Below are 15,104 nucleotides of genomic sequence, written 5' to 3' on the forward strand. Positions count from 1 at the left end.
TTACATGGCAACACATCTTTTTAACTTGAAAGCCGATTGGCCTGGTGGAAGAAATAGTGAAGGGTTTATAGAAGCGGGTAATCTAAAAACAAAAATTTCAATACCTAAGGAAATGGATGGCCCAGGAATTGGAACCAACCCTGATGAGATGCTATTAGGTGCAGCGTCTACCTGCTATATTATAACGCTCGCCGCCATGATAGAACGCTCGCATCTTCCATTAGAACACATGGAGCTTGAGTCTGTTGGGCATGTCGATGTTACGGATGGTGTGATAACGTATAAGAAAATTGTACATAAACCAACCGTATGTTTGAATACGAATGCAACAGAAAGAGAGCACGTTAAGCTTAAAAAGCTGGTTAATAAAGCAGAAGAAAGCTGTATGATCTCCCGTGCAATAAAAGGGAATGTAGTCGTAGAGGTAGAACCAAGGTTAGGTTAGAAATGAAATATAAACCGTACGATTTCGAATACCTCGTAATATTCGACTGTTCGTACGGTTTTTGCTTGATTAAAATACTATTTGTTCAATATTTTTCTCACTCTCCCTTTATGCGTTTTATCAGTGAAATTAATTTCTTGACACTTTGTATTGATGCATTGTATCTTATTAAAGCATACTAATTTTATCGGAATTATATATAATATAACGTACGATAGAAAGTGTCGTTGCATAGACTAGGTTAGGTGGTCACCCAAATATATGGACTTATTTTGGTGTGGGATAAACCAGGCTAGAATGTAGACACTAAAAAAGGAGAAAAAGGAGGCAATAAAATGGATGTTTTATATATTGTATTAAACATTGTCGTGTTATTAGCAATCATCGGTTTACTTATTTGGATGCAAAAAAAGCATTTTTCTTTTACAAAGCGTGTATTTACTGGTTTGGGATTAGGAATAGTGCTAGGTACGGTGTTGCAATTAATTTATGGTGCTGGATCGGAGGTACTTACCGAAACAACGAATTGGTACAGCATTGTAGGTAGTGGATATGTACGATTACTAATGATGATCGTTGTTCCACTCGTTATGGTTTCCATCATTCAGTCCATTATTAATCTGGAAAAAACAGCAGAGCTTGGTAAGATGTCTGCTTGGATTATCGGGACTTTAATTTCTTTAACCATGGTTGCAGCATTGGTCGGAATTTTAACAGCGACAGTTTTTGATCTTAGTGCTGAACAAATTGAAGCAGGTCAGGCAGAGAGCGAACGTGGTTCTATGCTTGAAGATAGACTTGGTGATGTAGAGGCCCAGTCAACTCCAGATAAAATTCTTAACTTTATCCCATCAAATATCTTCCTTGATATGACAGGGGAACGTTCCACTTCCGTTATTGCTGTGGTAATCTTCTCGCTTCTTGTAGGAATTGCGGTGCTCGGTGTAAGAAGAAAGAATCCGGAGCAAGCTGAAACATTTACGAAAATTGTTAATTCGTTCTACGCAGTCGTGATGCGTATCGTTACATTGATTTTACGTCTTACGCCATTTGGTATTCTTGCATTAATGGCAAATACGGTGGCAAGTACAGACTTTGCAGGCATAGTAGAGTTAGGTAAATTTGTTATAGCTTCATATGTCGCATTAGCTGTCATGTTCATCATTCACCTCGTACTTGTTGGTGTATTTGGATTAAATCCTATGGTTTATTTACGAAAAGTAATACCTGTATTAGGGTTTGCCTTCACTTCCCGTTCAAGTGCTGGTACGATTCCATTAAATATTCAGGCCCAAAGAAACTCGCTTGGTGTAAATGAAGGGGTAGCAAACATGTCGGCATCCTTCGGGGCAACAATGGGGCAAAATGGTTGTGCTGGTGTATACCCTGCCATGCTTGCTGTTATGATTGCGCCGACTGTGGGAATCGATCCACTAGATCCGATGTTCATCCTGCAACTTGTGTTAATTATAGGTATTAGTTCATTTGGTATCGCTGGAGTCGGTGGTGGAGCAACATTTGCTGCTTTAATTGTACTATCGTCCATGAATATGCCTGTAGCACTTGCTGGTTTGTTAATTTCTGTCGAGGCCTTGATTGATATGGGCCGTACAGCGCTTAACGTTAACGGTGCAATGGTTTCTGGAACAATTACTTCACGAATCATGAAAACCTTAAATCTTAAAACGTACAATGATAAAACAGCAATTGAAGAAAACACATCATTGTAAAATTACAACATTTAATTACTATTAAATAAATAGGTGAAGTGAAAGCCGAAAGATCATTCGTAGTATTACTCGAATGGTCTTTCGGCTTTAATTATTTTTATGTTATCAATGTAAGAATGGGTTCAATTTGTTGTCTTTGCTTGGCAAGTTGATAATCGGAAAAAGGGCAACCAAGCTCTTTTACTCGGTCCGGAACATTGGTTATCGTAAATTGCTCAGGTGATAGCCCATCTTTGATCTCATTCCAGAAGAGGGGGGTGGCGACGGTCGCCTCCGCTGTTTTGCGGGTAGAGTATGGTGCAATAATTGTTTTATCTTTTCCATGCTGAACATAATCAATGTATAGACGACCCCCACGATTTTTCTTCATTCTCTCGGTAGTAAAGCTTTTAGGTTGGGCCTTTTCAATCGTCCAGGCCATTGCTTGAGTAAAAAGGGCAGTCTGTTCATAAGACATACTTTTCTCAGGAAGCGGAATGTAAATCTGAATCCCCTTGTTTCCAGACGTTTTAACAAACGATATTAAGCTTAACTGATCAAGTAATTCTTTTAGTAAGCTAGCTGCTTCAATGGCAAGCGGAAAACTATTTCGATCTGGTGGATCCAAATCAAACACAATTTCATCAGGATATTCTGCACCACGCTTTTGAAAAGGGATATGGTACTCTATCGTGCCATGATTGGCATACCACATGAGTGAATCAAGATCTTCGCAAGATAAAAGAAATTCATTATCGCCAGCGGGTATTCTCTCTATAAAATCAGGTGCGTATTCTGGAAGGTGTTTTTGGTAAAAGAAATCCTCTTCTACACCATCAGGGGACCGAATGATTGTTAGAGCTCGTTCCTTTAAAAATGGGAGCATGTAAGGGGAGATTTCTCTTATATAAGTAAGCAAATCCCCTTTTGTATAACCAGGTTTTGGCCAAAATGTTTTTTCTGTATTTGTAAGATCGATAGTCTCAGGCAGCATCGCCATATCCAGTTCCAGCCGTCTCCTTGTCATACTAGAAGGTTGTTCATGTGGGAGAAGGGAGGAGAAAGCTGGTTCACGAAGTTCATTTTTGTATAAATCTAAACTGTTAATCTGTGCACAAATCGCAGGTGGAAGATGGAATTGACCTCCCTTTTTTTCTCCTTTTGTAAGAAATAGTTCTTTTAATGTGTGAAAATCTGTTTCAGATAAGCCGTGTGCACATTTTCCGATCTCCGAGACTTTGTCTTGATCATAAATACTGCAAGAAAAGTAATTGTTTTGTGAGTCATAGGCGGTTAGGAAACCATGAAGCTTACGCCAATTTTTAATCTTATACCAATCGCGATGGGTGTTCCCGGATTGGTAGAAGCTATTTTTTCTTTTAGCAATAATTCCTTCCCCTTTATGTGCAAAAAGAATAGACCATAGCTGCTTATAATCAGAGTGTGCAGGCACAATGGAGAGGATCTTTCTATCGCCCAGCTGCATAAAAACCGATTGAAGTATTTCTTTACGTTTGGATAAAGGCTCCTTTTCTGTCGAAATCCCTTGTAGGCCGATTACATCAAATGCAAGAAAGCTGGCAGGACGTCGCTCAGCAGCTTGACGTATCCTTGACGGATCTTTTAGTCGTCCCCTTTGTTGCAGTAGTGCAAAGTTTGCTTGGTAAGCTGTATTTAAAACAGCAAGTTCTCCGTCTAAAGTAAGAGGGAGAAATTTGGCAACTGCTGACGCATGCTCTAAACAGAATTCTACAATCTCAGGAAAGTTTTCCGTCAAGGTTTTCCCGTTTTTACTAGTAAGTCGAATCTTGCCTGTGTCCCAATGTAAGACACAACGAAAACCATCATATTTTACTTCATATAGCCAATCTTCACCTTTTGGTATTTCTGAGCTTGCTATTGGCTTCATTACAGCCATGGTCCTCAACACCACCTTAAATTATGTAAGCTTTTGTCATAGGTTTTGTTTTAAGCTAAAAAAACATACAGCTGGCATAAAACAAGGAGGCTTCCGGCAAACTAGTGAAAAAGGAGGAATTCGTGTGCACACAATGTGGAAAGGAACCATAAGCTTCGGACTCGTTAATATACCGGTAAAGATGCATGCAGCCACAGAAAATAAGGATATTAAACTCCGGCAACTGCATAAGGAATGCCAATCACCAATTAAGTATGAAAAAGTATGTCCCATATGTGATAAGCCTATTGAGCAAGAGGAAATAGTTAAGGCCTATGAATATGCAAAAAATAAATTTGTCGTTCTTGATGAAGAAGACATAACTGCATTGCAAAAAGAGCAAGAAGATAAAGCGGTAGAAATCGTGGATTTTGTAAAGTTAGAAGAAATAGATCCTATTTATTTTGAAAAAAGTTATTACCTTTCCCCAAATGAAGGGGGAACCAAGGCATATAGTCTTTTACGAAATGCTTTAGAAGAAACCGGTAAAATAGGGATTGCAAAAATGATTATTCGTTCGAAGGAACAGCTTGCAGTAATTCGTGTCTACCAGGATACGTTGGTCGCAGAGACCATTCACTATCCAGATGAAGTTAGAAATGTAGCGGATGTACCGAATGTTCCAGAAGCAACAACTACTTCTGAAAAGGAGTTGGATACTGCCAAAATGCTTATTGAGCAGTTAACCACTACCTTTGAGCCTGAGAAGTATACAGATGATTACAGAACTGCCCTTTTAGAGCTTATTGAACAAAAGAAAAATAATCAAGAAACCACGACCCCGGTCGCTACAGACAAGGATAAACCTGCTAAAGAAGGCGCAGCGAACCTAATGGACGCACTCCAAGCATCATTAGAGCGAGCAAAACAAGATAAACCGAAACCAAAGCAACCGACTAAAAAAGTAAAGAGCACAACCAAAAAGAAAACAGCAACGTAAGCATAAAGCATGCGACTTATACGTGAATGAAGCAAGGGCTTGGACATGACGTCCTGGCCCTTTTTAAAATGCGACAATAAAATAAGAAGATATCTTAATCACACTTTAGCGTAGTGTTTTCCGTAGCGGTAATAAAATAGGTGGGGGCTATCCGAAGTTTTTATACAATACTTCGTTTGAGCGTCTGATTTTTTCTTTTTTAATTTTCTTATTTCTCATCCTCATAATTGTGAAAGGTGTGTTTTGCTAAGCGAGCTTTCAATATGGCAAATTGCACCAAGAACGTTACATTTCAACTGCTTTTTTGCAAGTTTTTTACACACACCTAACATCTATATGAAATCGTTGGCCAACCTATATATTTTTTTCGCAAAAGAGGTAAAGTGAATATGCAACCTTAGATAATCAACTATTAAAGGATGAGAGAGATGGAAAGAAATGCTTTTTTTGATAATGCGAAGGTAGTGTTAATTTTCTTCGTAGTATTTGGTCACATGATTCAACCATTTGTTGATGGATCAAGAGGAATGAGTACATTATATTCTTGGATCTACACCTTTCACATGCCTGCCTTTATTTTAATGGCTGGTTTCTTTGCTAAAGGTGCAGGGGATTTTCGTTCTATTATAAATTTAGTTAAGAAGCTGCTCGTACCATACCTTATTTTTCAGGTCTTGTATTCCGGCTATTATTTCTTCATTGGGAAATCAGGGTGGCAGACAGATCTATTTAACCCACATTGGGCATTATGGTTTTTGTTTAGCTTATTCTGTTGGCATCTTTTGTTATATTGGTTTAAAAAAATGCCAGCACTATTAAGCATCGCAATTGCTTTACAAATTGGATTAATTATCGGGTACTTTGGCGAGATAGGCCATACCTTTAGTCTATCAAGGACCTTTGTGTTCTTCCCATTTTTCTTGATTGGCTATTTTCTTACTGAGAAACAACTCATGCTTGTAAAGCGTAAAAGTGTCAAAATTGCTTCTCTTGTCATTATGAGTGCTGTGTTTGTAAGTATCTATTTCATGCCAGAGTTTAACTCAGGCTGGTTGCTTGCTTCCAAGTCATATGGCGATCTAGGGATGGCGGAATTTGGAGGTCTTGCTCGCTTGTTAGTCTACTTTACAGCTGCTATCATGGTTATTGCTGTACTGGCATGGATACCGAAAGCTCATTATAACTGGACGAAATTAGGCGCTCGGACACTCTACGTATATCTATTACACGGGTTTTTCATTCAGTATTTCCGCCAAGCGGATGTCTTTCAGATAAATGGTTTATATGACTTTCTTGGATTGGCAGCATTGTCTCTAGGACTTGTCTTTTTACTATCAAGTAGACCAATTCTCGGGATGTGGCAGCCAGTGATTGAAGGGAAGGCGACCATTTTAAAACGTCAATTAAAAACAGAATCGTCTTCATAGGAAAAATGACTCATTTGAGCAAAGTGTAAGTCATTTTGGTCAAATGAACGAAACAAATTCTTTATTAAAACGTATTATATGATACCCCCTTTTTTATATAAAAACAGACGGCCATCCGTGGCCGTCTGTTTTGCTGTTTAAAAGATTAAATGTGCAATTAAAATGATAATCGGTAAGGTAATAATAGTACGGAGCAAGAATATTATGACAAGGTCCTTGAACGATACAGGTACCTTTGACCCCAATAACAATCCTCCGACCTCTGACATGTAAATTAACTGGGTAACGGATAATGCTGCGATGATAAATCGCGTTATTTCTTCCTCAATTCCTGATGCTAATATTGCTGGTAAAAACATATCTGCAAAACCAATTAAGATTGTTTCAGAAGCTGCTGTGGCAGACGGTACCTGCATCCATTCCAGGAATGGGATAAATGGTACACCGAGCCATGAAAAGAGTGGCGTGTTCTCTGCAATAATTAAGGCGGTCAATCCAAATGCCATTACGACAGGGGCTACACCCATCCACATGTCAAGAATATTTTGCAAGCCTTCTTTTACAAATCTATATAGGCTCGTTTCCTTTTTTCCTCTATCTATTGCCTTTTTATAACCATAAGTGATTACATTATAGCCTTCTGGTATCTCTTCACTAATTCCATCTGAGTTTGAATCGATATAATCATCAGCTTTTCTAGATAGTGGCGGGATGCGTGGCATAATGAGAGCAGCAATAAAGCCAGCAAATAAGACCGTTAAGTAAAAAGGAACAAACATATGTTGAAGTCCTACCTCACCGATTATGACTAGAGAGAAGGTGATGGACACTATTGAAAATGTGGTACCAATTACAGCTGCTTCTCTTTTCGAGTAATTACCTTCCTCATATTGTTTACTTGTTAGTAAAATACCGATCGTCCCATCGCCAATCCAAGAAGCGAGAGAGTCAATAGAAGCTCTTCCTGGTAATCGGAATAATGGACGCATTATTTTTGTCATTAACGTACCAACTAGTTCAAGTAAGCCAAAGTTCATTAAAAGGGGGAGGAATAATCCGGCAAATAAGAACACGGCAAATAGTACATGAAGTAGGTCGTCAAGTAGCATTTTACCGGTGTCTGCACCATGTATAAATGCAGGACCAAGCTCGAAATAAACCATTACAGCAAATATCGCTGCAATGACACGGGTAATTGTCCAGAAAAGACTTACGTAAAAAAGCTGTTGAAAAAATGGCGTTTTTTGTAAAGCCTCTTTTCCGGCAATCTTTGCAATTAAGGTCATGACTGCAGTGATCACGATGATGATCATCATGATAGCAGAAAGACGGCCAGCAAGAGCGTCTTGTACCATTCCTGCCAACAATGCAATCGGGATGGTGACCCCATCCTCTGTGTTGAGAGGGAACATGAATAGAAATACCCCGATTAAAGAAGGGATTATAAACTTAATATGATCACTAATTCTGTATTGATTTTTTTTCATATAAATACCACCTAGGTAACATTAGATTTCTTCTTGGGTTCCTCGTGTAGTCTGTTACAGTTATGCAGTCGTTATAGCCTTTACTATATTTTGTTGTAGTAAGAGACTATACAAAATCTGACTGGTATTGACTTAAGACTTTTCGGAGCGATCCTACCAGAGAAATACCCTTTCGTATTATAAGCTACTTAGCTATTATACGCCAAATATTTATGCATTTAAATGTTTTTTTATACCAATCCTTTCTACATTTATAGTGATATAGCTAAAGGAATATTGTTTCACCTCTTTATTCCTTTTTCCTAAATATATAAAACCTGTTTCAGAAGAAGGCATTAGCTGATAACAAGTAATCTCCTAAAATAGTAATTAAAAAGTAATAGTAGCCAGTATGAATTGTATATTGAAAAGAGGGTTCAGCTACTATTTAAAAGCAGTTGTATCCTTTTTATCCCGGAGCAACCATACGTAAGACTCCCACTTCAAAAACATGAAGAGAAACAGTTAGTTTTTAGTGGGGGAAAAAGGATGCTAACACCCCGATTCGTTCAACTAACATTCAGTGGGGAAGAATATAAGTTACACTTTATTTCTTAATGGTTAAATCTGTGAGGATTTTGTCCTCATGGATAAATATATATTCCACTATAATTAATTTATAAGTAAAAAAACGTGGGGTATATAGGTATAATGGTTTAGTTAAATTATCTTGAATTTAAGATATTATGAACCGATTAACCTACAAATCTCCAATAAGCGGAAAAAAATAGGGATATAACATGTCGTAAAAAGTCGAAGTTTGTCAAAAAACGCATTATATGAACAAATGTAGGAAGGATTTATTAATTTCTTCATTTTTTAGGTATATCGTTTTATTTTCACTTAATCCTAGTATATATCGTTGATTTAAATGTTAATATCTTCTAATCTTGTAGTTAGAAAGTGCCTAACTTTCAGCTATTCATACTTTAGAAAAGGGAGATGAAGAATAATGGCAGGACAAATTCGTATGAGTCCAGAGGAACTAAAGTCACGTGCAGAGGTGTATGGTCAAGGTTCAGATCAGATCAATGAAGTTTTAAATAAGTTGAGTAACGTGCAGGATCAATTAAGAGGCGAATGGGAAGGTCGCGCCTTTGAACGCTTTGATGATCAATTTATTGAGCTTTCTCATAAAGTGCAGGACTTCTCACAGCTTTTATTAGAGATCCAGACACAATTGAAGAAGACTGCTCAGGCAGTTCAAGATCAAGATGTTGCGCTTTCTCAAAACTTCGGTCTAAGATAAATCTTCAGGTAACCTGATACATTTAGAGTATAGGTATAGAAGTTATGAGCTACACGTGAAAGCCAATGTGTAGCTCGGACTTTTTCTGCGCATTTTTCTAACAATCCCTTAAGCAATTATTACCTTTTTAATATAAACGTTTTGAATATATACCCTGTAATTTCGATATAAGGTAGGAGATGTAAAACATGAAAAAAAGTATCCTTCAGCTGTCCTTTTTTTTGTTACTCATTTTAACATTAGTATTCGGTTTGTCCTTTATCTCATTAGACCGAAATACTACACAGGAAGAAGATACTAAAGAGGAAAGAATGTCTATTGCCCTAGTTAATGAAGATAACGGCACAACTTTTGATGGAGTGGGGTTAGATTTTGGCGATACTTTTGTTAAAAGTATTAATCAAAATAACCATGATTGGTATGTTGTTAGTCGAGGGGTTGCAGAAAGTGGATTAGAACGTAACACCTATGACATGATGATTGTAATTCCACAAGATTTCTCTGAAAAAGCATTATCCATTGATTCAGAGTCACCAGAACACGTCGTGCTAAATTATAAAATAAATGCCTCTGACAGTGAACTGATTCGGGCAAATGCAGAGGAAACAGCTAGTAATATTTTAAATGATTTTAACCGCAGGATAATAGATGTCTATTTTGCTAGTGTTATTGGTAATTTGCAGAATGCCCAAGATGATGTGGCAGAATTTGTAGAGGAATATGAGAAATTGACATATACATATAACCATAACGTACATGCTCCTCTTTCAGGTTATACTGACCAATTCAGCATGGTTAAAGATAATACAGAAATGTCGAAAACATACTTTAACGGTTTTGAAAATACATTAGGTTCTTATGAAGAAAATCTTGTAGAGCAATTGAATGGATTTGAAAATTACCAATCTAATATTGAGGATGTGGCAGACACAAAGCAGAGTAATAGTGTCCTCGTAAACGATTTTGCAGACCAGTTAAGTAGCTTTCAGAATAGCTTAAACAGTGGAGATATGAATAGCCAGCTTCAAAGCCTTCAAGATTCAAATGATTTTATTAATGCTCAATTTCGTTTAAATAAAGAAAATGAGGGAGATTTGATCGACAATATTGCCTTTCATACAAGAGGCTTGCAAAATCGCCTTCTTAATCTGTTAGGCGAGATCGAGATGGAGCAAGAGAGTTTTGATATAGAAACGGTTAATAATAAAGTAAGAGAACAGTTAGCTGCCAATATTAGTGACGCGTTTGATGGAAATGACCAAATGACAGCATTGTTAGTGATCCAAGAGGATAGGTTATTAGATGAAATTGAAAAACAGATTTCGCAACTCCCTTCATTAGATGAAGGTGCTTTGGAGGGAAGTGATCTTTCTCCAGAAATGATTCGGGAAATACAAAATGTAATGAAAGTGACAAAGAAATACAATGATGAATGGAAGAATGTTCATTCGACAAATCGAGACCTAATATTACCGGAACATATTCAAGCATTAAAAGAAAACTTAAATCGCCAAGGCGTAACATTAACTGAAACAGTCCAATTGCCAGAATCGGAAAAGCCACTTAGAGAATTCAAAGTAACTGACATTCCAGATGGATTTACTGTTAGCAAATTATCTTTGCAGCTTGAAGGTGGAGAAGAGCAGACATTTTATCGGTACAAAGAAAATGATGTCATTGAGTTGCCTACATATCAAAGTGGAAAATTTACGGTTACTTTGACCCTTCGGTTAAAGGATGAGTATTTAGCTAAACCGCTTGATGTGTACGATATAAAGCAATGGAAATGGGAGTTATATCAAGTAGATAAAGCAGATGCTGATCAATCGAATCCAGATGAGGCAGTGGAAGAAGAGCCAAAAGTAAAAAATCCCGACCCATTAGTTTCAAGATCTAAATCTGATAAAACCAAAAATGATCTCGGGATCATAAATGTTACGAATAACGAGGATACAAATAACGAGGAAGAACCTGTTACTGAATCAGACGATGAAAATAATGATACAAATGATCAGGACAATAACCAAGACGATACTACTGAGAACGAAAACGGGCAAGATAATTCAAATGAAGATACGGAAGAGGAAAATGCTGAGTCGAATGAAGACGAGGAGAGTCCGGGTGAAGACGGTGCACCGGGTGAGGGAAGTGACGAAGAACCAGCAGATGGAGACGAGCCGAATGGCGGAGAAGAAGATAGCAATCACGAAGAAGAGATCCCAGATGATAAGGATGAAGATCAAAAGGAAATTGAAATAGTTGAAATTGATCATCATTATATTCGTCATTCTGTTAAGACACCTGTAATTGATGAGGCAACAGAAAACTTAATTCACGCAGTGGAAAATACAATTGCACCATATCAACAGTTGCAATCTTCATATGAAATATATTTTGGACTGGATTTAACATGCAAAAATGTAGATTCAAAGAATTGTGGAAGTGTAAGCAATGACAAAAGCTTAGCTGAGTTGGCTTCTAATCAATCATTACACGCCCTGTTTAATAAAGATATAGGAGAATTGATGACAGATTATATTGCGAATCAAGTCATTCAAGATGTGGCGAATGAAATTAGACAACCGTTAGCAGATTATGAAAATCAACTTTTAGGTTATCAAAATTATACTAATGAAACTATGAGGCAAGCAGAGGAATTAGCAGCTACCGTAGTAAATACGAGAGAAACTGCTCGTATCTTAAATGAAAACCTACAGTCTGCCGTAGAGAATATCACCGAATGGCGAGATCAAAGCATAAGCCTAGTTGATAGCCAGTCAGAAATTCAGAATACGAACGAATCAGAGCAGACAATGCTCATGTCTCTTAGTGAAGGCTTTCGTCCAGTATTGAGCCAAAGTCAAGCTCTTGCAGAACAAGCATCCAATAATAACAATGAAGCAGAAGCAGTTTATCAATCATTTGATCAAATTGAAAAACAAGCTGATTCCATTCAACAGAGCGGAACAGATTTAGTTCAAGGAGCAGAGACTCTCGCTAATACGATGACAAATAAATTAGTAAGTGATCAAGATTTTGTGGAGAACTTTACCAATGTAATGGCAAACAGCCGAATTGGTGACAGGCAAAATGAAGATTTGTATGAATTCTTAGCCAACCCTGTTGAAACAAAAAATGAAGGAGTCCTAACAGAGAGTGCTGAAAACTTTACTGCTTATTTCCTTGTATTGATTTGTTTCCTTGTTGCCTTGTTTACCAGCTATGGTATTTCTACTTTCAATCAGAAACGGATAGCAGAAAACCATTTTGAAGAAGAAAGATCTATTATCGGAAAAAATGGATTAATTACAGGTATTGTTGCTTCTATCGGTGTATTGGAAGGGCTAGTGTTAGGCTCCGTATCTGCATACTTACTCGATTTGGGTGGCGGAAAACTTATACTTTGGATTGGGTTAATGATTTTAATTATGGTTACCCTTGTCCTTGTAGCAACCTATTTATTAAGACAATTGAAAATGCTAGGTATGTTTATTTTACTAGGTGTACTAAGCATGTATTTGTTTTTCACCAATGCATTAACCAACAGTTTGTCTGGTGTGGCAACCTGGCGAGATTATTCTCCATTACAATATGTCGAAAGACTGCTGAACAGAGTGGTGCTTGGTTCGTCTGATTATAGCTTTATTGTGTTAGGTCTGATTGCTATTGCGATAATCGCTCTTGTTGCTAATCTTTTCGTTATTACCAAAAGATCTAGTGAGACAACTGAGGATGATGAGAATGCTGCTTAAGAAAAATTGCTGCATCCTAGTAATTTTGTATTGTTTATTCCTTCTGCTGACACCAATATCCGTGTCAGCAGAAGATAATGAAAAAGAAAGTAAAGGAAAAATGAACTGGAAGATTGATCGAATTATCGAGAAAGAATCAGAAGGTGAAAGAAATAATCGGGAAACAGAACTAGAAAAAAGGTTCCCTGATTTATTTAAAGAAGCAACCTATGAAGCTATTTCAAAGGTGAAAAAAGAAGAACAACAGTCAATGACACAACTCCAACAAGACCTGTTCGCCACAGAAATAGAGGCGAATACAATGGTTGATGATATAAAACAAACATTGTTTACAGATGATTATGTGGCGCCAGTAGCGGCCAACACAGCAGAAGAAGAAGAACGTAATGGGAGTTCCTCCTTGTTGATAGCAGGTTTTGCCATGCTTGGTTTATTAATTTGTGGCGGCGTATATATTATGTATCAGAGATTGGCTGACTAGGGGTGTGAAGCTATGGATAATAGCCATATAGATGTAACGATAGATTTTAGCGAATGTGGAATAGGGAGCAGTTACGATCTGCGTATTCCTGTTCAAATAACAGTGAAGCAATTGTTATGGGATCTCATGCAAACATTAAAAATGGGTCAGTTAGGTATATCCAAGTCTGCCTTAAAAGTGAAGACGAAAGAGCTATTACTAGCCGATGATGATATGTTAATAGATTATCCTGTAACGAGCGGTGACATTATCACGGTGCTTTGTGACGATGCGACAAGATCGAAAAAGGAGCAAGAAAAATGAGAGAAAAAACAATGGAATTCAATAAACTGACTTTGCCATTTACTATTTCCGATGATAAATGGGAACTGCGCTTAGCTAAATCACAAACACGTGTAAAAGATCCCCAGCAAATTCGGATGTTAACGGATGCCACAGAGGAATCATTTGTCCCATTAGAAGTGAAAGAGGAAGGAGATGCTTTCACTTTTTCCTTTTTTGTTGATCCAAGAAAAAAACATTGGAAAGACATACAGCAGCTACACCGCCATGAAAAATTACGTTTACTTTGCAACCTTTCCCATTTGAGAAAGTTTCTTTCATCTCGTTTAACTTTTTTTATTCACCCGGATAATGTTCTATTTAATGATAATCTCGACCCCCTACTGATTTACCGTGGTGTGCGTAATATAATCCCGCCTTTTGAACTGAACGAGCAGGAACTTATAAAACAATTAAAATGTTTCAGTATCGCGCTTCTTTCTAGTAAATATACGTTTGAACAGCTTTACAACGGCACTTTAGAGATGGCGAAAGATACCGAATTTGAAAAGCAAGTTCATCAAAAAGAAGACTTGGATCAATTTATCCAGTATTTACATACAACGTATCATGAGGAACAAGAAAAGACGGACAAAACAATGAAGCTTGTTCCTGCGGGGAAATTCAGTTTGTTTAAACGATTGGCGATTTCTTTTATTATCATTGCTGTTTTATTAGCGATACCACTCATTTACATTGGTGTCATAAGCATTCCGCATCAACAGAGTTTACTGGACGCCCATGAAGAGTATCTCGCATCAAATTATGGTGACGTAATAACCACATTAAACGGAAAAGAAGCCGAAGATTTTCCAAAGGCAACTAAATACATTCTTGCTCATTCTTATCTAACAACAGAACAGTTATCGGAAAATGATAAAGCATCGATTATGAAAAACATTAGTTTAAATAGTGATAAGGATTATTTGCTTTATTGGATTTATAATGGTCGTGGCGACTTTGATTCGGCAATGGATAAAGCAAAATATCTAGATGATCCCCAATTGATAATGTATGGACTGATAAAACAGATTGAGCAGGCGAGAAACGATCCTGATTTAAGCGGAGCAGAACGGGATGAAACAGTTAGTAAGTTACAAGACGACCTGCGCCAATATGAAGATGAACTTGGTTTAAGTGATGAAGAGGATCAATTCGAAGAGGAAACAGAAGAAAATGAAGAACCAGCTACAGAAGAAGAGTAATCATTCATAATGGCAAAGTTTGTGATAACTAGGCTAGCAGATGAAAATAGCTGAGATACAGGGTTACGTAATTGGCAGGTAATTGGTGAAGA

Annotated in this window: 11 protein-coding genes; 9 read left to right on the plus strand and 2 right to left on the minus strand. The window is 37.4% G+C overall.

The window, feature by feature from the left end; translation table 11 throughout:
* Nucleotides 1-4: 4 nt before the first annotated feature.
* Together BN985_RS04385 and BN985_RS04390 are read left to right on the plus strand one after the other, a co-directional pair.
* Entirely contained in the window at nucleotides 5-445 is a 441-nt protein-coding gene (locus tag BN985_RS04385; RefSeq protein WP_042221335.1) for an OsmC family protein, read from the plus strand.
* A 335-nt stretch (nucleotides 446-780) separates the two neighbouring features.
* Nucleotides 781-2,175, plus strand: coding sequence for an L-cystine transporter (locus BN985_RS04390; protein WP_042221336.1), 1,395 nt, complete (start codon nucleotides 781-783; stop codon nucleotides 2,173-2,175).
* Nucleotides 2,176-2,272: 97 nt separating this feature from the next.
* Here the strand turns inward: BN985_RS04390 and BN985_RS04395 are convergent, their stop codons facing one another.
* A complete protein-coding gene (locus BN985_RS04395; RefSeq protein WP_042221337.1) occupies nucleotides 2,273-4,072 on the minus strand; it encodes a DNA ligase D in 1,800 nt (599 codons plus the stop codon).
* A 124-nt stretch (nucleotides 4,073-4,196) separates the two neighbouring features.
* Between BN985_RS04395 and ku the strand changes: the two genes are divergently transcribed.
* Together ku and BN985_RS04405 are read left to right on the plus strand one after the other, a co-directional pair.
* Complete coding sequence (ku, locus tag BN985_RS04400; protein ID WP_042221338.1) at nucleotides 4,197-5,051, plus strand: non-homologous end joining protein Ku; 855 nt, start codon at nucleotides 4,197-4,199, stop codon at nucleotides 5,049-5,051.
* 428 nt (nucleotides 5,052-5,479) lie between these two features.
* Nucleotides 5,480-6,478 (plus strand): acyltransferase family protein, encoded by a 999-nt coding sequence (locus tag BN985_RS04405; protein ID WP_042221339.1) that lies wholly within the window; start codon nucleotides 5,480-5,482, stop codon nucleotides 6,476-6,478.
* 137 nt (nucleotides 6,479-6,615) lie between these two features.
* Here BN985_RS04405 and BN985_RS04410 read toward each other — a convergent pair whose 3' ends face one another.
* Nucleotides 6,616-7,965: a YjiH family protein gene (locus tag BN985_RS04410; protein ID WP_042221340.1), complete on the minus strand. Its 1,350-nt coding sequence runs from the start codon at nucleotides 7,963-7,965 to the stop codon at nucleotides 6,616-6,618.
* A gap of 991 nt (nucleotides 7,966-8,956) precedes the next feature.
* On the opposite strand from BN985_RS04410, the gene BN985_RS04415 reads away from it, so the two are divergent.
* The 5 genes from BN985_RS04415 (at nucleotide 8,957) to essB (ending at nucleotide 15,012) form a co-directional block, all read left to right on the plus strand.
* Nucleotides 8,957-9,253, plus strand: a complete 297-nt coding sequence (locus BN985_RS04415; RefSeq protein ID WP_042221341.1) for a WXG100 family type VII secretion target — start codon at nucleotides 8,957-8,959, stop codon at nucleotides 9,251-9,253.
* 188 nt (nucleotides 9,254-9,441) lie between these two features.
* Nucleotides 9,442-13,005 carry a type VII secretion protein EsaA gene (gene esaA / locus BN985_RS04420; RefSeq protein ID WP_042221342.1) on the plus strand — a complete coding sequence of 1,188 codons (3,564 nt, stop codon included), beginning with the start codon at nucleotides 9,442-9,444 and terminating at the stop codon, nucleotides 13,003-13,005.
* Nucleotides 12,995-13,486 carry a type VII secretion protein EssA gene (essA, locus tag BN985_RS04425; RefSeq protein WP_042221343.1) on the plus strand — a complete coding sequence of 164 codons (492 nt, stop codon included), beginning with the start codon at nucleotides 12,995-12,997 and terminating at the stop codon, nucleotides 13,484-13,486. The genes esaA and essA overlap by 11 nt, the downstream gene beginning before the upstream one ends.
* A gap of 12 nt (nucleotides 13,487-13,498) precedes the next feature.
* Nucleotides 13,499-13,789, plus strand: coding sequence for an EsaB/YukD family protein (locus BN985_RS04430; protein ID WP_042221344.1), 291 nt, complete (start codon nucleotides 13,499-13,501; stop codon nucleotides 13,787-13,789).
* On the plus strand, nucleotides 13,786-15,012 hold the full coding sequence (gene essB / locus BN985_RS04435) for a type VII secretion protein EssB (RefSeq protein WP_042221346.1): 1,227 nt from the start codon (nucleotides 13,786-13,788) through the stop codon (nucleotides 15,010-15,012). The genes BN985_RS04430 and essB overlap by 4 nt, the downstream gene beginning before the upstream one ends.
* Nucleotides 15,013-15,104 lie beyond the last annotated feature (92 nt).

Origin of the sequence: Oceanobacillus manasiensis, from assembly GCF_000724085.1 — a bacterium.
Lineage (GTDB): Bacteria > Bacillota > Bacilli > Bacillales > Amphibacillaceae > Oceanobacillus_B > Oceanobacillus_B manasiensis.